The 19,387-nt window shown below is 68.4% G+C and carries 14 protein-coding genes and 2 pseudogenes; 9 read left to right on the forward strand and 7 right to left on the reverse strand.

Annotation, left to right across the window (positions count from 1 at the left end; genetic code table 11):
* Positions 1–60 precede the first annotated feature (60 nt).
* Positions 61–457 (forward strand): annotated as a pseudogene (locus tag IE134_RS32705) (VOC family protein).
* A gap of 91 nt (positions 458–548) precedes the next feature.
* Here IE134_RS32705 and IE134_RS32710 read toward each other — a convergent pair.
* Complete coding sequence (locus IE134_RS32710) at positions 549–1,634, reverse strand: FUSC family protein (RefSeq protein ID WP_189432599.1); 1,086 nt, start codon at positions 1,632–1,634, stop codon at positions 549–551.
* 283 nt (positions 1,635–1,917) lie between these two features.
* On the opposite strand from IE134_RS32710, the gene IE134_RS32715 reads away from it, so the two are divergent.
* The gene (locus tag IE134_RS32715; protein WP_189432601.1) at positions 1,918–2,751 is read left to right on the forward strand and encodes a SigB/SigF/SigG family RNA polymerase sigma factor; all 834 of its coding nucleotides are present in this window, start codon (positions 1,918–1,920) and stop codon (positions 2,749–2,751) included.
* Between the two features lie 61 nt (positions 2,752–2,812).
* On the opposite strand, the gene IE134_RS32720 is transcribed toward IE134_RS32715, so the two are convergent.
* Positions 2,813–3,538, reverse strand: a complete 726-nt coding sequence (locus IE134_RS32720) for a VOC family protein (RefSeq protein ID WP_189432648.1) — start codon at positions 3,536–3,538, stop codon at positions 2,813–2,815.
* A 387-nt stretch (positions 3,539–3,925) separates the two neighbouring features.
* Here IE134_RS32720 and IE134_RS32725 point away from each other — a divergent pair, with 387 nt between their 5' ends.
* The 4 genes from IE134_RS32725 (at position 3,926) to IE134_RS32740 (ending at position 9,787) form a co-directional block, all read left to right on the forward strand.
* Positions 3,926–4,810, forward strand: a complete 885-nt coding sequence (locus tag IE134_RS32725; protein ID WP_189432603.1) for an RNA polymerase sigma factor SigF — start codon at positions 3,926–3,928, stop codon at positions 4,808–4,810.
* Between the two features lie 944 nt (positions 4,811–5,754).
* Positions 5,755–6,639, forward strand: coding sequence for a Rieske (2Fe-2S) protein (locus tag IE134_RS32730; RefSeq protein ID WP_189432605.1), 885 nt, complete (start codon positions 5,755–5,757; stop codon positions 6,637–6,639).
* Positions 6,633–7,355 (forward strand): HemK2/MTQ2 family protein methyltransferase, encoded by a 723-nt coding sequence (locus IE134_RS32735; RefSeq protein WP_229823812.1) that lies wholly within the window; start codon positions 6,633–6,635, stop codon positions 7,353–7,355. The genes IE134_RS32730 and IE134_RS32735 overlap by 7 nt, the downstream gene beginning before the upstream one ends.
* 155 nt (positions 7,356–7,510) lie before the next feature.
* Positions 7,511–9,787 (forward strand): catalase, encoded by a 2,277-nt coding sequence (locus IE134_RS32740; protein ID WP_308432648.1) that lies wholly within the window; start codon positions 7,511–7,513, stop codon positions 9,785–9,787.
* 847 nt (positions 9,788–10,634) lie between these two features.
* On the opposite strand, the pseudogene IE134_RS32745 reads toward IE134_RS32740, so the two are convergent.
* The 3 genes and pseudogenes from IE134_RS32745 to IE134_RS32755 all read right to left on the reverse strand — a co-directional run.
* Positions 10,635–10,772 (reverse strand): annotated as a pseudogene (locus tag IE134_RS32745) (transposase); the annotation flags it as partial.
* A 92-nt stretch (positions 10,773–10,864) separates the two neighbouring features.
* Positions 10,865–11,416 (reverse strand): cysteine hydrolase family protein, encoded by a 552-nt coding sequence (locus IE134_RS32750; RefSeq protein ID WP_189432609.1) that lies wholly within the window; start codon positions 11,414–11,416, stop codon positions 10,865–10,867.
* 405 nt (positions 11,417–11,821) lie between these two features.
* Positions 11,822–13,150 carry an APC family permease gene (locus IE134_RS32755; RefSeq protein ID WP_229823814.1) on the reverse strand — a complete coding sequence of 443 codons (1,329 nt, stop codon included), beginning with the start codon at positions 13,148–13,150 and terminating at the stop codon, positions 11,822–11,824.
* Positions 13,151–13,293: 143 nt separating this feature from the next.
* Here IE134_RS32755 and IE134_RS32760 point away from each other — a divergent pair, with 143 nt between their 5' ends.
* Positions 13,294–13,749 carry an SRPBCC family protein gene (locus tag IE134_RS32760; RefSeq protein ID WP_151513220.1) on the forward strand — a complete coding sequence of 152 codons (456 nt, stop codon included), beginning with the start codon at positions 13,294–13,296 and terminating at the stop codon, positions 13,747–13,749.
* A 71-nt stretch (positions 13,750–13,820) separates the two neighbouring features.
* Complete coding sequence (locus IE134_RS32765) at positions 13,821–15,437, forward strand: phytoene desaturase family protein (protein ID WP_189432610.1); 1,617 nt, start codon at positions 13,821–13,823, stop codon at positions 15,435–15,437.
* A gap of 37 nt (positions 15,438–15,474) precedes the next feature.
* Here IE134_RS32765 and IE134_RS32770 read toward each other — a convergent pair whose 3' ends face one another.
* Both IE134_RS32770 and IE134_RS32775 read right to left on the reverse strand, forming a co-directional pair.
* Positions 15,475–16,368 (reverse strand): SDR family oxidoreductase, encoded by an 894-nt coding sequence (locus tag IE134_RS32770; RefSeq protein ID WP_189432612.1) that lies wholly within the window; start codon positions 16,366–16,368, stop codon positions 15,475–15,477.
* A 581-nt stretch (positions 16,369–16,949) separates the two neighbouring features.
* Positions 16,950–18,638, reverse strand: a complete 1,689-nt coding sequence (locus IE134_RS32775; protein WP_229823815.1) for a SpoIIE family protein phosphatase — start codon at positions 18,636–18,638, stop codon at positions 16,950–16,952.
* A gap of 393 nt (positions 18,639–19,031) precedes the next feature.
* Between IE134_RS32775 and IE134_RS34340 the strand changes: the two genes are divergently transcribed.
* Positions 19,032–19,387 (forward strand): relaxase domain-containing protein (locus tag IE134_RS34340; RefSeq protein WP_229823818.1); only part of this gene is annotated, 356 nt, incomplete at its 3' end.

The raw sequence follows: 19,387 nt of genomic DNA on the forward strand, positions 1-19,387 counted from the left end.
GGCCCGCACATCAGCCAGCGCAACCAACCCCCGATCCAACGAACAACCGCGGACGCTCCCATGCTGAGAATCGGAATTCCTGTCCTGGGCGTCACAGACATTGCCCGCGCAGCCGTTCTGGACCGCAGCGCTGCACCTGGACGTCTCCCCGCAGTGGCACAGCGAAACATGGCGCACCCTCAGCCACCGTGAGGGGAAGAGCCCAGCCCTCGGCCTGATGCACAGCACCTCCCCGCCCGAGCCCCGCCCGCGCCTCCACCTCGACCTCTTCACGGACACGGCCGAGGAACAACGACAAGAGGTCCGAAGACTGATCGGCCTCGGCGCGCGTGCCCTCGATTGGGACCTCTACCCGCCGGAGCCCGACTTCGTCGTTCTGGCCGACCCGGATGACAACCTCTTCTGCGTGGTGGACCTGAGCCACGCTCCCAGCGACGGTGACGAACCGGCCGCCTGACGAGCCCAGACCTTCCGCCGAGTCGAGCGCGACCGGCGAGCGGCCCCGGGCACTGCCCACGTGCAGGTGCGTCGGGGGCGAGGCCCGCGACTCAGGCGGAGGGCGCGAGTTCCGTCACCAGCTGGCGGGCTTCCAGCAGTAGCTCGCCCCCGACGGCCGACGCCGACGGTTCCAGGCGGTGGAAGGTGTCGGTGAGTGAGCTGAGAGCGCTCCAGGCTTCCTCGAGCGCTGCGTCGCGGCGTTCATGCAGTGCTCCGGTTGCGGACCCGGAGAGCAGTTCGGTTTCGATCTCACAGATACGGCCGGCCTGCCCCAGCACATCGGACAACAACCGGAAGAAGTCAGCTGACGGCGGGGTGAGTTCCGTGTCGTCGCTGATTGTCTTGAGCGTGCGGGTGAGGGCCAGAACGCGGGTACAGACGCGGCTCCACCGGGTGTCCTCGGCGAATGGTGGGGGCTTCGGGCCCGTGCGTCGCAGCCGGCCCCCTGGGTTCCAGCGTGATCCTTCCATGGCCCAGCGGCGGGCATCGCTCACGTTCTGCAGCGAGCTCGTGAGGCTGCCGGCCGAGTGATGCCAGCTCTCCGACTTCTCCAGCGCGTCCTCCTCGCGGAGGCCTTCCGCCATGGCGCCGAGCACGTCCGCGGTCTCCCGCGCGAGACGGACGAGACGGTCGCTAACGCTGCGCAGGTGAACGGGCGGGAGGACGAACGCGTTGACCAGGAGACCGATCACCGCACCGATCAGCGTCTCCAAAAGCCGGTGCCCCACTGTGGACGTGCTGGATACCCCGCCGGTGATCACGAAGAGCGCTGTGGTGGCGCCGTAGATGCCCTGGCTCCCGAAGCGCCGGTAGTTGCCGACCAGCATCATGAACGGCAGGGTGAGCAGCATGGCGGCCATGGTCTGGTCGTGTGTGAAGGTCATCGCCGTGGACGCCCACACGGTGCCCAGGGCGATGATGGCGAACTGCTGAATTCCCGTGCGAACCGACTGATAGACCGTGCTGCCGACCATTGCGATCGCCGTCCACGGAGCCAACAGGGCCATCGGCGCCTGGAACCACCACCCGCTCACCGCCCAAGCGGCGATCGCCGCCCCCGCTGCCTTCAGGGACTGGACGAGCGTGTCCCGCTCCGGACCGGCCTCGACGCACGCGCTACGGACGGACCGGCGCACCTCCGCCCATTCTTGACCCAGCCATCGCCGCGCCTGTGCCGGCCTCACGATTCCCGTCAACCTCTTCCCCTCTCGATGCTCACCTCGATTCCAGCAGGTGCTTTCGACGGCCTCAACGCGTGACTCCGGCTGAGTCGTGGCGGACGCGTGACCGCCGTCGGCTGCCCGGGTGACTGCCGCGCTCACCGGCTTTCGCCACGCCCCTTGAAGTGGAATGCGACATCAGAGGCGTAAACGCTCGGCGTCTGCCGAGAGCGCCACCTTGCGCCGAGGAGCTGGATGCGTGGCCGTGAAGAGGCAGTACCCCGAGGAGCCCGACACGCACGCCTGGTTCTGCCGGTTGGCGGGCCTTCCCGAGGGGCCCGCGCGGGAAAAGATCCGCAGGGAGATCATCTGCGCCTGGCTTCCTGTGGCCCATCGCCTGGCCCTGCGCTACCGCGACCGCGGTGAGACACTCGAGGATCTGCGCCAAGTCGCGGCGGTCGGCCTGGTCAACGCCGTGGACCGGTACGACCCGGCCCTCGGCGGCGCCTTTCTCCCGTTCGCCATGCCGACGATCGTCGGGGAGATCAAACGGCACTTCCGTGACCGGATGTGGTCTGTCCACGTCCCACGTCGGGTTCAGAACCTCCGCAACATCGTGCGCAGGGCCACCGCCGACCTCACAGCCGAAGGTACGCCGGCGTCGCCGGCCCGGCTCGCCGAGCACACTGGGCTGACCGAGGAGGAGGTGCGGCAGGGCAACGAGGCCCTGCACGGTTTCCGCGCTCTGTCCCTCGACGCGAGTGTGCCCACCGACGGCAACGACGTACGTCTGGGCGACACCATGGGTGCAGACGACGACGCCTTGAGCCTGGTGCTCGACCGCGAGGCCGCAAAAGGAGGCATCAGCAGTCTCGCCGAGCGCGAGAAGCGGGTGCTCTATCTCCGCTTCTTCGCCGGGATGACGCAGAGCGCCATCGCCGCCGAACTCGGCATCTCGCAGATACATGTGTCACGCCTCATTGCCGAGTCCTGCCGACGGATCCGGGAAGGCGCGGAAAGTGCGGACCACCGCGGCACCCACACAGTGACAAGGCCACCCAGGCACACACGAGCACAGCCGAAGGTACGTTGACGGCCGACGCAGCCCGATGACCGCGCGGACAGAGTCGTTCCGATGGTGAGCGTGAGATTGCTCAGGACTCCTGTTGGGCGAGGGTGAACAGGCCGCCGTCGGGGTCCTGGAGAGTGCGGGAGAACCCCTTGGCCGTCCAAGTGGTGGCTGACGGCTGGGGTCTGCTGCCAGCTGCCCTCATAGCCGCGGACACGGCCCGCTCAACGTCGTCCACGGCGAAGTTCACCAGCCAACGGGGCCGCAAGTGAGCCAGGGGAGAGGTCTGCACACCGCCGCCCCGCAGGGACAGAATCACCTGGCCCCGCAGCTTCACCAGCACATGATCATTTCGGTGCTCGATGTCGATGTCCTGCTCCGTGGCCCAGCCGAGGACTTCCCCGTAGAACACCGCGGCATCGAACACATCGCGCGTCTGCAGATCGAGCCGGGTGGGCGCCTGGCCCTCTCCCGGTGACCAGGCCAGTGTGTAGCCCTCCCAGAACCCGAACGTCGCCCCGTCCCGGTCCGCCGCCAACCCGACACGCCCATCGCCGACGGCCATCGGACCAACCGCCACGGTGGCACCGCGCTCGCGAATCCGCGCGGCCCTCGCGTCGGCATCCCGCACAGCGAAGTAGGGCGTCCACACCGACGCCGACGCCAGCCCGGGCCTGCGGGCTGCGAGCCCCGCCACCGGATCGCCGCCCGCCATCGCAACAAGAAGCTGGTCGTCCAGCGAACTGGACCTGAACCGCCAGCCAAGAACCTCCCCGTAGAAGGTCCTGGCCACATCCAGATCAGCGACCATCAGGTTGACCCAGCACGGAGCACCCTGCGCCGGCACGTGCTGCCGCTCATTCGCCCCAGACACCTGTCTCTCTCCTCCCAACGCCTGCCGACGACCACTGCCAGCATCCCGCTATCCACTGATATGGGCACGGTCAAGAGAAGGTGCCCCGGCAGCCCTATCCGCAAGCACCCTGCCCGGCAAGTGCACCTCGCCCCCGCACCTGCCGCGCGACCGTCGGACGGTGCACACCGCGGTCATATGCACCAGGCCCTTCACGCCGCAGGAGTAGAAGCGGCCGACTCGCTCGCAGCTCGAAGTCGTCGCTCCTGTAGGTGTGGTGGGCCACCGGCAGGGTATGCGCGCCCGTGCACGGGGGCTGACGGCATCTACGGAGAGGACAGCGTCATGTCGATACCCACCGGAACCACGGCCGCCCGCGCCGCCACCGCTCCCTCTGTTGCCGGTGCCGCCGTCCCTGCGGGGCTGCCTCAGATCGAGGATCCCCGGAAGGTGGCTCCGAAGGACGCCCGGACCCTGGGCGCCCTGTTCTTCGAACGGTTGCAGGTTCTGGAGGAGGGCACGCACGAGTTCCAGTACGCCCGGAACACCCTCATCGAGATGAACCTGTCGCTCGTGCACTTCGCGGCGCAGCGGTTCCGCAACCGAGGCAGCGGCGAGATGGAGGACATTGTCCAGGTCGGCACGATCGGGCTGATCAAGGCGATCGACCGGTTCGAGCTCAGCCGTGAGGTCGAGTTCACGTCCTTCGCCATCCCCTACATCGTCGGGGAGATCAAGAGGTTCTTCCGCGACTCCACCTGGGCCGTCCACGTACCCCGCCGACTCCAGGAACTCCGGGTGACCCTGGCCAAGGCGAAGGAGGACCTCGCCGGGCGGCTCGACCGTGACCCCTCCGTCGTCGAACTCGCCGCGCATCTGGAGCTCACTGAGGAAGAGGTCATCGAGGGCCTCATAGCCTCCAACGGCTACACCGCCGGCTCCCTGGACCTGCCCGTCGGCACCGAACAGCACAGCGCCGAGACCGTCACCTACGGCGACATCAAGGGGGACGTCGACCCTGCCATGGAACTCGTCGAGGACCTTCATGCCCTGGCCCCGCTCCTGGCAGAGCTCGACGATCGGGACCGTGAGATCGTGGCGATGCGCTTCGGGCAGGAAATGACCCAAGCCCAGATCGGCGAACACCTCGGCCTGTCCCAGATGCATGTCTCCCGGCTCCTGAACCGCCTGCTCACCCAGCTCCGCAAGAACATGCTCACCGAGCACTGACCACGGCACAGGGCCGCCAACGGCGACTGCACCGGCTGCTCTTTTCTCCGGTAAGTCCCGCAAGGCGAGGTGCAGGTGGGCGCAGTGACGTTGCGAGCATGGGCCCAAGGAGAAACGCGCCCATCAAGCACCTCAATCGCTCCCAGCGTGTATCGAGCTCGGCCGAAGTGACAAGCTGCACCGCGACAGCAGAGGCATCCGTCTCGCCGCGGCCCCTCGGCCCTGCAGTCTCACCCCTACTGTCAGACGCGGCCGATTTCCCTGTACTACGGACACCGGCTCCAGCGCGCCGCCCAGCGGCGCGCCGACCCTCGGACCGTGTTGCCGACGAGGAGGGTGGCTATGCCTCCTCTTCCTCGTCGCCTTCGACTCGCGTGCGCTTCGGGCCAGACCAGGCACTGGACGTCCTGGAGAGCAGCGAACCGGTAGACCCCGTCGACGACCGGGGCGGCGTGGGCGGGTTGTGCGAGGGTCGCTGTGGCTGCGGCCGCCGCAACCACGGTTGCGATGATGCGTGAACGCATGGGATGGGGCCCCTCGGAACGCCGGGCGGCGGCGGCCCAATCGTGGACCACCGGCCCGCGCGACAGCAGTCCGCGTCGTGGGCCGTTGTCACTCGCCTGGCTGAGCCGCGACACGCGATGGCGTGGTGGCCTGCCGATGAGTTTGTGCCGCCACGTTCGGAGGAGAAGCCGGGGCATCTGCGCGATCGAAAGGGTGAGAATCAGCCTGCCGGCTGGAGAGGTTGCGCTGGGCGGACCCGGTGCGCGTCCCCGCTAGGGGGGCGTCCCGCAGTCGAGGTAGAGCGGCCATAGGGCTGTTTCCCTTATGTGCTGGTGGGTTACACGGGGTGCATGGATACCTCTAGGGCCCGAGGTCGGGTGCTTGATGTTGTTCGTGCGGTCCTGCCGTCCTCTGCGGGTCCGGGGTGCGTTCTGACCGCGATGGATCGTGTGGAGCAGTCCGCCCGTGCGGACCGGCTGGTCGATGCGGCGCGGGCTGTCGTCCGGGCGGTGCCCATGGGGCGGGGCCGGGATGTTCTCCATGGCCGGTGGCTGGGGCATCCGGTGCATCCGTTGATGGTGCAGTTGCCGTTGGGTAGCTGGATGTCGGCGGCGGTCCTGGACTTCGTTCCGGGCCGGCAACGGGCGGCCAGAACGCTGGTGGGGGTCGGGCTGGTGGCCGCGCTTCCTGCCGCTGCGGTCGGCTGGACTGACTGGGCGGAGCTACGGCGCCCGCAGATGCGCGTCGGCCTGGTGCACGCCGCGTCCAACGCGGTCGGTGTCGCGTTCTACGGAGTGTCTTTCGCCGCCCGTGCTCGTGGCCGGTTCGCTCGCGGCCGTCTGTGGGGCTTGGCAGGCCTGGCGGCCGTGAGTGTGGGTGGTGCGGTCGGCGGTCACATGGCGTTCCGGCAGGCTTCGGGTGCCAATCACGCTGAGCACGTCGCTGAACTGGTCGGGGACGGCTGGCATCCGCTCGGTGACCTGGCTGACTTTCCTGTCGGGGCCCCCGCGCGTGGCCGACTGGGCGACGTGTCGGTGGTCGTGGTCCGCGAGTCGTCCGGGACGGTCCGTGTGCTGGCCGACCGGTGCAGCCACATGGGCGGTCCGCTTTCCGAGGGTGAGGTGGCCGAGGGCTGCATCCGCTGCCCGTGGCACGGCAGTACCTTCCGCCTTTCGGACGGCTGGAACACTGCGGGACCGGCCACCGCAGCCCAGCCTGCGTTCACGACCCGTATCACCGGCACCCTCATCGAAGCCCGACTCCAACACCTCAGCGACAAGGTGCCGCCAACAGCCGCCGCTTCGGGGGAAGGCAACGGGTGGTAGAGCCGACGCCCTGGGCAACTCCGCGCGAGAACAAGACGCCACGCGACCTGGAACGTTCTGCCGCGGGCAGGATCTGGCGTCTGCCCGGCGTCTACGCTCCCCAGGCCGACAGCTACTTTCTCAGTGCCGTCATGCGGCGCGAGGGGATCGGCCCGGGCATGGATGTCCTTGATGTGTGCACCGGCAGCGGTGTCCTGGCCCTTGAGGCCGCCCACCTCGGTGCACGGGTGACGGCAGTGGATGTGAGCCGCCGCGCGGTAGTTTCCGCCCGGCTCAACGCCCTGGCAGCCAGAGTGCCCGTCACCGTGCTGCGCGGTGACCTCCTTGCCGGGCTCTCTCCCGGTTCGTTCGATGTGGTGGTCAGCAACCCGCCCTACGTCCCAGCCCCTGATACGCAGCTGCCGCGTCGTGGAGCCTGCCGGGCCTGGGACGCGGGACTTGACGGCCGCATCCTGCTGAACCGTATCTGTGAGCAGGCCCCCTCCGTCCTGCGGCCCGGAGGACGCCTGCTGATGGTCCACTCCGCACTCTGCGACCCGGACGAGACCGTGCGCCGGCTGACGCAGGCGGGACTCGCCGCTGAAGTGCGCGACCGCCTGTCCATCCCTTTCGGCCCGGTGATGACCGCACGAATCCGTTGGCTTCGCGAAGAAAGCCTGGTGCCGACCGGGATAACGACGGAGGAGCTCGTGGTCGTCCGGGCCAGCCGGGCCTGAACCACCCACGAATGAGTCTGGACCCGCCAACCCCAGCGCGTGCCCCCTGTGTTGCAACAGCTGGCGTCCCCCAGCAGAGGCCCACCCAAGCCACCCGCCGGATCGACACATGTCTGGCCGGTTTACCAAGAGACGCGAATGAACTCAAGGAGTGCATGGTGAGCGAGCAGAATCCCATCAAGGCCGCGGCGGAGAAGATCGCGGACACGCTGCGCGGCGAGGAGAGCCGCCCGCAGGACAGTGTGCCGGGCAAGCCGGGCCCGGTGCCCCCACCGGTGCAGGAGCCGACCGAGCCGGTCCAGCCGCTGCCGCCCAAGGTGGACCAGCACGGCCCGGAGACCGTGAGCCCCACCGGTCAGCCCACAGGTGCGGAACAGGCGCGGGTCGCGCAGAGCGGTGCATACTTGACGACCGCGCAGGGTGCCCGGCTGTACGACACCGACCACTCGCTCAAGGCCGGCCCGCGGGGCCCGGTGCTGTTGCAAGATCACCACCTGCGGGAGAAGATCACCCACTTCGACCACGAGCGCATCCCCGAGCGCGTCGTGCACGCCCGCGGGGCGGCCGCCCACGGAGTGTTCCAGGCGTACGGCACAGCGACCGCCGTGTCCAAGGCGGCGTTCCTGGCCAAAGATGTCGAGACCCCGGTGTTCGTCCGCTTCTCCACCGTCCTCGGTTCGCGGGGTTCGGCCGACACGGTGCGCGACACGCGGGGGTTCGCGACGAAGTTCTACACCGAGGAGGGCGTCTTCGACCTGGTCGGGAACAACATCCCGGTCTTCTTCATCCAGGACGCGATCAAGTTCCCCGACATCATCCACGCCGGCAAGCCGCACCCGGACCGGGAGATCCCCCAGGCGCAGAGCGCCCACGACACATTCTGGGACTTCGTCACCCTCCACACCGAGGCCACCCACCACACCCTGTGGAACATGTCCGACCGCGGCATCCCGCGCTCCTACCGGATGATGGAGGGCTTCGGCGTCCACACCTTCCGCCTCGTCAACGCCGAAGGTGCCACGACGCTGGTGAAGTTCCACTGGAAGCCCAAGCTGGGCGTCCACTCCCTGGTCTGGGAGGAGGCACAGATCGCCGCCGGCGTCGACCCGGACTTCCACCGCCGGGACCTCGCCGACGCCATCGAAGCAGGCGCGTTCCCGCAATGGGAGCTGGGCATCCAGACGTTCCCCGACACCCCGGAGCAGAACTTCGCGGGCATCGACCTGCTGGACCCGACGAAGATCGTGCCCGAGGAACTGGCCCCGGTCCAGCCGATCGGCCTGCTCACCTTGAACGCGAACCCGTCGAACTACTTCGCCGAGACCGAGCAGGTCGCCTTCCACCTCGGCCACCTCGTCCCCGGCATCGACGTCACCGACGACCCGCTGCTCCAGGGCCGCCTCTTCTCCTACCTCGACACCCAGCTCACCCGGCTCGGCGGACCCAACTTCGGCCAACTGCCGATCAACCGCACCCACGCCCCGGTCAACGACATGCTGCGCGACGGCATGCACCAGACCGCAGTCCACCGCGGCGTCGCCCCCTACCGGCCCAACAGCCTCGACGGCGGCTGCCCCTTCCTCGCCGGCGAGAGCACCGGCGCCTTCGTAGAGGTGCCCGCTGCGGTCGCCGCGAGCGTCAAGGAACGAAAAGCACCGGCGTCCTTCGACGACCACTTCAGCCAGCCCCGCCTGTTCTGGCTCAGCATGACCCCCACCGAGCGCGAACACATCATCGCCGCCTACACCTTCGAGCTCGGCAAATGCTACGAACAGGCAATCAAGGAACGAGCCCTGCTCGTCCTGGCCAACATCGACACCGAGCTGTGTGAACAGGTCGCAGCCGGACTCGGCCTCCCCGCACCCGCCGGGGACAGCAGGCTCACCGACCCCGGCCCCAGCCCCGCCCTCTCGCAACTCGGTCAGACCTGGCCGCTGGACGGCCGGATCGTCGGCATCGTCGCCGACGCGAACGCGGACCTCGACGGCGTCAGGTCCGTGCGCCAAGCAACTCTGGACGCAGGCATGGTTCCCCTGGTCATCGCTCCAGCCGGCGGCACGCTCGGCACCGACGACAACTCGGTCACCGTCCAGCGCACCTTCGCCACCGCCCGCTCAATCGAATTCGACACAATCCTCCTGGCAGGCACCGCCGCCGCCGGCGCGGACGCCCACGGCGCCCGCGACGCCAAAGCAGGCGACACGCAACCCACCGCTACCGACCCCAGGCTGCTGCTTCTGCTCAACGAAGCCTTCCGCCACGGCAAGGCCATCGGCGCCTGGGCCGACGCGGACGCCCTTATGGCCGACGCAGCCATTCCCAGCGGTGCACCGGGTGTCATCCAGGGCGACACGGCAACGAGCACCTTCGAGCAAGTCACCCAACTGCTGGGCGCCCACCGCGTCTGGGAACGCTTCCCCACTACGGTCTGACCGCTGCACTCGGGTGCCGCGTCCCCTGCGCGGATGCGGCACCCTTAATCCCGCCCCAGCGTTCTGCTTCTTCATTCGGCGACATGGCGGCAATTCAGTGCTGTTCTGAGGCGGCGCCGCGGCAGGCGCGCGGGCCAACTCATCGGAGCAGGCTGTACCAGAGGTGCGCCGCGGCACCCTATGCGGAAGCATCGCGGGAGGTAGCTGCGGCGATCTGCTGGGCTACTCATGTGCATGCCCCGCAACGTCCCGGCGGCCTGCACCGTTTGGCCGGTGTGGGCACGATGCCCCAGGGCGTGCCCTGCTTGCCAGATCGAAGGTCAGGACGAAACGACGCGGACGGCGCGCGACTGTGGGCTCAGGCTGCGCAGGCGGGGCGAAGGACTGGGTAACTGGCTAGTTTGCTGCTGGTCGGGTGACTTCCCGCAGCGGGCGCCTGCTCGTCGCCTGCGACAAGACCCCCGACGGACTTGCTTTACCCTCGATCACACCCAACAGGCCCTGCATTCGACTACCTCAGCCTCACCACAGAGCACATCGAAAGGGTGAGGGAGGCGTGAGTCCAACGCTGCTCAAGCACCACCGTAGCCCGAGTGTGGAGACCGATCGTCAGAGCAACCGTGTGACCACCCGCGGGCTCTGGACGTTGTGCGCGGCGTGCGGTGAGCGTCCGGGATCCCCGTAGGGACGCTCGCCCGAGCGCTGGCTGACGCGGGCCGGACCACCACCGAGGAACAGGCCCAAAGCTGGCTGACGAAGTGGAGAGCCGACGACGAGGTGCTCATGGGCGCCGACCGGTACTTGCACACAGCCCGGGCGGCGCACCACCGACCCTGAGCAGCTCTGAGAGGACGAACAGAATGCCCTGGAGGCAGAACCGGTCCGACACCGGCCGCGGCCCGGGCGGCCGCTCCGGCCACGGAGGCAGCAACGGTTCGATCAGAGCCCACAACTCATCGTCCACGATCCACGGTCGGCTACCCACACCTCACGAACGGCCGGATCATCGCACCGGTCACGGCCTACCAGACCGTTTCAACAAGGTCGTGTTAAGAGCTCTATGGGGCGCAGATGAGTTCACTCGTCAGGCTCGTTGAAGGTGAGGGCATCCAGGGAGCAGACGTGCGCGGACATGTTGCGCTCCATCATGCGCAGGGCGGCGTCGGCGAGGTCGGGGTCGATGTGGGCTACGGTTTCGGGGGCTACGCTGACGTCGATGTGGCGGATGTGGGCGTCCAGGGCGGAGTAGAGGACGCACTGCTCGGTGACCTGCCCGCACAGGATTACCCGCCGGGCTCTCAATTGACTCAGCAGGTAGTCCAGGGGAGTTTCGTAGAACGCCGAGTGCCGGGCCTTGACGACGAAGAGGGACTCCTCATCGGGGGCGATGGGCTTGACCAGGTCGGGATGACGTCCGGTAAGCGCAGCTTGGAGGATCTCTCCGTGGTGGGAGCGCCACCGGCCGAAGTTGTCGTTGACATAGATGACCGGAGCGTCGGCTGCCCGGGCGCGGCGGAGGAGTTCCTCCATACCGGGCAGTGCCTCACGGACGGAAGGCACGAGAGCGTCGGCGTCCTCGTGCTCGTAGGTGTTCAGCATGTCGATCACGATGAGCGCCGTTCGGGCCACGGGAGCCCCCTTTCACATCGTCGACGCTTCACCAGGGCGGAACTGTTCATACAAGCATCCGACGTCGCACTTACCTGGTACTGAATGTAGTAGCTGATCACGTGATGAGCTCCTCATACAGCTGGGTGTACTGGTCGGCCATGGCTTCCACTGAGCAGAAGCGCTCGGCGCGCTTACGTGCGGCGTCGCGGTCCAGCTGTACCACTTCGGGAATGAGGGCGGTGAGGGCGGTGGCATGTGTACCGCTGCCGGGCAGCGGCGCTGGGTGAGGACCCTCGGAAGAGGGGAAACACACTGCGGCGGTGGCCGGGGAAGGAGCAGTGGAGCGAGGGGTTCTCGCAGGCGTCGGCGCCCCACTGCACCCGGTCCGCTTGCTTGGCACGTCGCTCCAGCTCACGTAAGCAATCAGTGAAAATTCCGTCGTGACCGTACGGTGGCGATGACGCCGAGCCCTGCGCCTACAGCCAGGACCAGGAGCCCTCTGAGCCAGACTTCACGTTCGATCTGGGTGGCGAGGAGGACACAGGACAGGGCTCCGAGGAGCGGAACGAGGGTTGGCGCGCGGAAATGGTCCCGGGAGGTCGGGGCGCGACGCAGGACGAGGAGTGAGGTGTTGACGAGGAAGAAGACCACCAGCAGCAGCAGGACCAGTGTGGAGGCAAGTGTGGCCACGTCGCCGGTCAGTGCGAGGAGCAGTGAGAGCGCGGTGGTGGTAGCGATGGCGGCCCAGGGGGTGCGTCTGCCGGGGAGGACCTTGGTAAGGAAGCGAGGCAGGAGACCGTCCCGTGCCATGCCGTAGGCCAGGCGGGAGGACATGATGCCCGTCAGCAGTGCGCCGTTCGCGACCGCCACCAGGGCGATGGCGCTGAAGAGCTCTGGAGGGACGCCTCCCGCCGCCCGGACGACTTCGAGGAGCGGCCCGCTGGACTCTGCCAGCTTTCCGGTCGGCACGGCCGCCGAGGCGACCACACCGACCAGGGCATACACCGCGCCGGCCGTGACCAGGGCGCCGAAGAGCGCCCGAGGGTACGAGCGACGAGGGTTGCGTGTCTCTTCGGCGACATTGACGGACGTCTCGAAGCCGACGAACGAGTAGTAGGCGAGCACCGCCCCGCTGAGCAGGGCTACTACGGGGCCTTCATGGGGGGTGCCGAGGCTTGTGAGCCTTCCCGTGTCTCCGTCTCCGCGCAGCACGATCCAGGCGCCGAGCCCGATTACCAGGAGCAGCCCGCCGACCTCAATGACCGTGGCGATGACGTTGGCCCGCGTCGACTCACGGATGCCCCGCGCGTTCAGCAGCGCCAGCGCGCCGAGGAAGACGATCGTCACCAAGACCACCGGCAGCGTGACGAACTCCGATAGGTAGTCGCCACCGAACCCCCGGGCAAGGGCGGCCACCGACACGACGCCTGCCGCCAGCATGCAGAAACCGGCGAGGAAACCGAGAAAGGGCCCATAAGCCAGGGTGGCGTAATGTGATGCGCCGCCCGCGCGTGGGTATTTGGTGACCAGCTCCGCGTAGGAGGCAGCCGTAAGCAGAGCCAAGCAGAGAGCCACGAGCAGGGGGGCCCACACAGCACCGCCCGACTCGGCGGCCACCTGGCCCACCAGGACGTACACCCCCGCTCCAAGGACATCTCCCAGGATGAAGAAGTAAAGCAAAGGCGTGGTGAGAGCCTTCTTGAGCGGTGATGAAGAGTCCGCGGCCTGAGACGTCGTGGGAGGCTTTTTCACGCAGCAGCACATACCCGGTCTGCCACTCGGCATACGACCAATCCCTCGAATTCCGCGAAAGCGGACGCGTATGGGAGAAGAGCCCGGGTACGGGAGTGCCGACCGATGTAGGGGGGCGCATTCCAGCAGGGTTGGAGAAACCGATGGCCGTACGGCACCGATTGATCGAACGTCCCGTCGAGGATGTCTGGGCAGTTCTCGCGGACCCCACGCGCTACGGCGAATGGGTGGTAGGAACAGCGGATTCGAAGCCTGACGAGGGCACATGGCCCCAGCTCGACTCCAGCATCGCGTACACGGTCCGGCTGGGCCGGTGGTCCGCACAGGGGCGTACCGTTGTCCGGCGCTGTGAGGCCCCGCACGTGCTGGAGTTGGAGGCCGAGAGCGGGTGGCTGGGCACCGCCCGGATTGCGTTGAAGGTACGCCGCTGGGGGCGCAACACGCTGGTGATCATCGATGAGCACCCCTTGCGAGGGCCCGCCGCCAAGCTTCACAACACGGCCCTCGACGCGTTCGTCCAGGTTCGTCACCGCAGCATGCTCGCCCGTCTGGCGGAAGCGGTCGGGAGGACCCCGAGGAGCGAACATCAGGACGCATGACCGCCGCACCCGCCCGAAGGACAGCAGTGCGGCTGCGCAGCTGCGGCTCGCTCGAACGTGAGGAGGCAACGATGCCGGATGCGGTGGTCATCGGCGCGGGACCCAACGGCCTCGTAGCGGCGAATCTTCTCGCCGCCGCGGGGTGGAGTGTGGAGGTGCTGGAGGCGCAGCCCGAACCGGGCGGTGCGGTCCGCAGCGATCGTGGAGTCCATCCGGACTACGTGAGCGACCTCTTTAGCGCCTTCTACCCACTGGCCGCCGCATCCCCGGTCCTTAGCGGGCTGGCGCTGCAGGAGGAGGGGCTCGAATGGAGTCGTGCCCCGCGGGTGCTGGCTCACCCGCTGCCCGACGGCCGGTGTGCGGTGCTCGAACGGGGAGCAAGGGAGACGGCGGCCGGGCTGGACACGTTCGTAGCGGGTGACGGGGCCGCCTGGCTTGATCTGTACGGTACCTGGACCCGCCTGGGCCCCGACATTCTGCGCGCGCTGTTCACCCCTTTCCCTCCCGTACGGGCCGCAGTCCGCCTGGGCGCCAAGCTCCGTGCCGCTGGTGGTCTTCGTCTGGTGCGGACGATGGTCCTGCCCGTGCGCCGCCTGGGCGAGGAAGGATTCCGCGGTGAAGGAGCACGGCTTCTCCTCGCGGGGAACGCGCTGCACGCAGATCTCGGCCCTGAGGCGGCGGGCAGCGGAGGTTACGGCTGGCTGATGTCCATGCTCGGCCAGACCTACGGCTTTCCCGTACCGGTCGGAGGCGCCGGTGCGCTCACCTCTGCGCTGGTGCGCCGACTGGAGCGGCACGGCGGTGTCGTGCGGTGCGGAGAGCGTGTGGAGGAGGTCGTCGTACGCGCAGGACGCGCCGTCGGCGTACGTACCGCGAGCGGAGAATCCGTTCCGGCCTCCCGTGCGGTGCTCGCCGACGTCTCCGCACCGGCGCTCTACGGGCAACTGGTCGACAGCCGGTTCGTCCCTGACCAACTGCTGAGCGATATGCGCCGCTTCCAGTGGGACTTCGCGACCTTCAAGGTCGACTGGGCACTGAACGGGCCGGTGCCGTGGACCGCCGACGAGGCGTCCACCGCGGGCACGGTTCATCTGGCCGACGGAGTCGACGGTCTGACCCGGTTCGCCGCGCAGATCGCGACCGGCCATGTGCCCGACCGCCCCTTCCTTCTCTTCGGGCAGATGACCACGGCGGATACCACGCGCTCACCCGCCGGCACGGAGTCGGCCTGGGCCTACACCCACGTTCCGCACCGCATCAAGGGTGACGCCGGCGAGGGCGGCCTCACGGGACAGTGGGACCGGCGCGAACAGGAAGCCATGGCCGACCGGATGGAGCACGAGATCGAGCGCTGGGCGCCGGGATTCCGATCGCGTGTCCTCTCCCGCCGGATTCTCGCTCCACCGACCATCGAGTCCATGAACGCCAACCTGTTCGGCGGCGCGATCAACGGCGGTACCGCCGCCGCGCACCAGCAGTTGGTGTTCCGCCCCATGCCGGGCACGGGGCGGCCCGAGACACCGGTGAAGAACTTGTATCTCGCCTCCGCCTCCGCGCATCCCGGTGGCGGTGTGCACGGAGCCCCCGGCGCGAATGCTGCCCGCGCCGCCCTGCGCGCCGGGAGCGCGCATCGTCTGCACGCCCGTACGCTGCCCTGGGCGGTCCGGGCGGGAAAGCCCAACGCATAAAGGCCTGCTTCGCTGACCGCCCTGCCTGACAGGGACCTCAGTGCGGATCCGCTGTCCCGCCATCCCGAACGGTCGCGTGCCGCGCTGCTCGTCCGCCGGCTCCCAGAAGCCCCGTTGCTGTGAAGTGGGAGTGCGTCAGCTTCTTACGGGAAACCCGGGTGATCATTCCAGGCAGAACGCCCCGCACCAGCTGGCTGCCGCGAAGCCAGCCCGGTACGTACACGGAGGGCGTACGTCGCTCTACTGCGGTGACGACATGGCGGGCCATATGCTCGGCGGAACGTGCGGTGCGGGCGGGCCCCGGAAGACTCCTTCGGAGTTCGCTCATCACCGCGTAGCGGTCGGCGTCGCGGATCATGTCGGTGTCGATCCAGTTCAGATACGCGATCCCGACGCTGACACCGCGGGGAGCCATTTCGGCTCGCAGGGAGCGGGTGAAGGATTCCACGCCAGCTTTGGACGCGCAGTAGGCGCTCATCATCGGCACCGCTCCGATGGAGGCGGTCGAGGCGATCTGGAGGTAGTGACCGCGCGAGTCGAGCAGGTATGGGAAGAACGACCGTGCAGTGATTGCGCTGCCGATCAGGTTGACCTCGATCACGCGTCGCCAGCTGGCCGGCCCCGAGTCGAGGAATGGGCCGGCTTCGGCCACTCCTGCGTTGGCGACGACGATCGAAACGGGGCCCCTCAGACGCTGCACGTCCTCGGCAGCGCGGGCCATCGCGTCGTCGTCGGTGATGTCCACGAGCCAGGACCGTGACGTTGTCGGTAGCTCGGCGGCCGTTCGTGCGAGGGCGCCCCCTTCCAGGCCGAGCAGGGCCACGTTGACGCCGCGGGCAGCCAGTTCCTTGGCGATGGCCTTGCCGAGTCCGCGGGCGCCACCGGTCACGACGGCTGTGCGACCGCTGAGGATCCGCTTGCGGTCAGTCATGGGGGTTCTCCAGGTGTATGCGCGGATGGGCGCCTGCTCGGAGGCTCACCAGATCGCTGGTTGCCGACCAGAGCCTGGTGGTTCCGGCTGGTGCACAATCTCGTCACGTCAGAAATGATTACCCGCACATGGTGGATATGACCATCGTGGCGAGCCCCTCACTGGCCACGAGCCCCGTGCGCTGCGGCCTCGAACGCCCAGCGCTCGCAGTGGCGGGCAGGAGGTGGTGCAGGCAACACAGAGCCCAGCAGACGTCCCGATCGCCCCGGATGCGACGCATCGGCGCGGTGCGGCGACGGGGCCGGGCTGCGCGTCCGACGCCACGCCAATACTCGCGACACGTCGGTCGAAGCGGTTGCGAAGGCCCTACCCCTCTCCTGGCCGAGCACGAGCGCATGGTCATGGGAGGCGCGTTCGCGCACAGCGCCTGCTTTGAAAGGGACCGAGGCAGGAGAGGCGCCTGGTCCTGCGTGACACCAAGACGGAGTCCCCTACCTCCACTGTGGGAGAGGTAGCTCCTGCTGGGGGCTCCGGCTGGCTCTTGAACGCTATGGTGCGGTGCTGAGGGCCCGATCAGTGGATCATGGGTTCGTCGGGATGCGGATGGCGAGCACGGCGACGTCGTCGTCGTTGTCGGCAGGTCGTGAGCGTACGAGCAAGTGGTCGACCAGGTCGTCGAGTTGTCGATGGCGCAGGTCGGCGGCGTCGTTCTTCAGCCGTTGCAGGCCTGCGTCCAGGGGTTGGCGGCGGGACTCGATGAGGCCGTCGGTGTAGAACAGGATCGTCGAGCCGGGATGCAGTTGGACGTGGCCTTGGGGCCGCGGCCGAGTGCCGCAGGCGCCGAGGAGGATCCCTTTGCCGTCGCCGAGGAAGCGTGTCCTGCCGGCGGGGTCGAGCAGCAGGGGAGGTGGGTGGCCCGCGTTGGTCCAGTTCAGGGCCCTGCCGCCGGATGGGGCGGCCTCCAGCCTCGCGAGGACCAGGGTGGCCATGGAAACGTCGGTGATGTGGCCCATGGCCTGGTCCAGGCGCTGGACGGTGTGGTGCGGCGGGCCGTCCTGGGCCCAGGTGTAGGCGCGCAGCATGTTGCGGAGCTGGGCCATACCGGCAGCGGCTTCCAGGTCGTGCCCGACGACGTCTCCGACGACCAGTGCGGTGTCGCCATTGGGGAGAGGGAAGGCGTCGTACCAGTCGCCACCGACGTGGGAGGCGTCCGGGGCGGGAATGTACCGTGCCGTCATCTCCACGCCGGTCAACTGCGGAAGCTGGGGCAGCAGGTAGCGCTGCATGGTCGCGGCGACCTGGCGTTGGCGCTGGTAGTGGCGGGCGTTCTCCAGGGCGATGCCGATGCGTCGGCCGATGTTCTCCAGCAGGTCCAGGTCGGCCGGCGTGAACGGCTCCTCGGCAGCCGTGCGCCCGAGCGTGATGGCGCCCAGGACCTCGCTTGGCCCCTTTACCGGGGCGATGGCCGCCGTCTCGATGCCGGTGGCGGCAAACAGCTTCCGCTGCGCCACCGCAACTGCGCTGTCGGCCGGTCCGGCATATGTCTTGGGTCCGGCGAGGGCGGAGGACACGCCGCGCAACGCCTTGGACAGCGGCATGGGGGAGGAGGCGGGCACGGGCGGCATGGGCCCCTGCAGGTCCTCACGTACGCTCAGGCCGTCGGAGACGGCGTGCAGCACGAGCGAGCGGTGTACCTCGCCCGTCTCCGTGATCAGATCGATGACCGCCCAGTCGGCGAAGCGTGGCAGCAGCAGCTTCACCACCTTGCGCAAGGAATCGTCCACATCGATGTTGTAGATGAGCTGTGCTGTGGTGTCTGCCAGCAGACGCAGCCGGTCGGGCTCCGACAGGGTCCGTGTAGCAGGGGAAGAGGAGGGACCGGCTGGACCGGGCCCCGGACTCTCCTCGCCGGTGCCGAAGGCGAGCAGGCGTATCCCGTTTCCGGCCCCGGGCGCCACGGGCAGGGTGAAGCACCGTACTCTCAGGGGCGACCCGTCACCTCGCACCAGCCACGTCCAGTCCCCAGGCAGTGCGATCGCCACCTCCGTATCCTCGTCGGGGGCCCGAGGGGGCGGAACCTGCCGGGCGCCGGAATGAATGAGCGTCCCGAGACTGCGGCCGACGATCTCTGCGGCGGAGCAGGAGAAGAGGGTCAAGGACGCGCTATTGGCCCAGATGATGCGCTCGTGCAGGTCGAGCGCGAACACGCCCACACCCAAATTGTCCAGCACACAGGCCAGCTCCTGTTGCACGACGGCTTGCACCGACATGCCCGTACCGTCGCCCACATCGGCTCCTAGTCCCGGGAATCCTGCCCCGCAGACCGGCATGACGGAGGCACACCCCTCCACGACCTCCGGCGTGCGCAGGCAAGCTGACAGCGCAGCGCTGGTGGGCCGTGCAAAGGGCCGCTCCGTCCGAACAGCCGCCGACAACCGGCCACGAAGGCCGAAGGACCATTTCTAACATGAATCCGTAGGTGGACCTGCTTCCGGCTTCCGGCCCTGGTCCACCGACTCGGGTTCCGCCTGTCTGAAAGCCGGCCGCCGTCTGCGGCCCGGCAACCGCCACAGGTCTCCTGGGGCATTCCATCGGATCGGGCCCCGGGACGCCTTGGGCCTTCGGGCCCTTCATGGGCAGCCGCCGGCGCCCTCGGACGCCGCGTGACGGTCACGGGTGTCGACTTCGTGTTCCGGCCGCAGCCGACGATCTACCTCCAGTGGGCACTGGGAGATGAGGAAACCAGGCGGGTGATCGAGGCCGCGCACGAGCGGGCGATCGTACGGGTGCTGGAGTGGATCGAGGACGAGGTCGCGGTGATCCGGTACGGCAAGGTCCCGGTGGCCGCCGCTCCCGCGACGTCCGCGCCTGCAGCCGTGCGGGCGGCGTATGTGGACAAGCGGGTCAACGCCTGCGCCGGGGAAGGCTCCGGGTGCCGGCCGGGGGCGGTGGCTTACTACTGGTACAAGCGCGGGTCGTCGGCCCGGGGGGGGGGGGGGGGGGGGGGGGGGGGGGGGGC

It is taken from the genome of Streptomyces rubiginosohelvolus (assembly GCF_014649875.1).
Lineage (GTDB): Bacteria > Actinomycetota > Actinomycetes > Streptomycetales > Streptomycetaceae > Streptomyces > Streptomyces rubiginosohelvolus.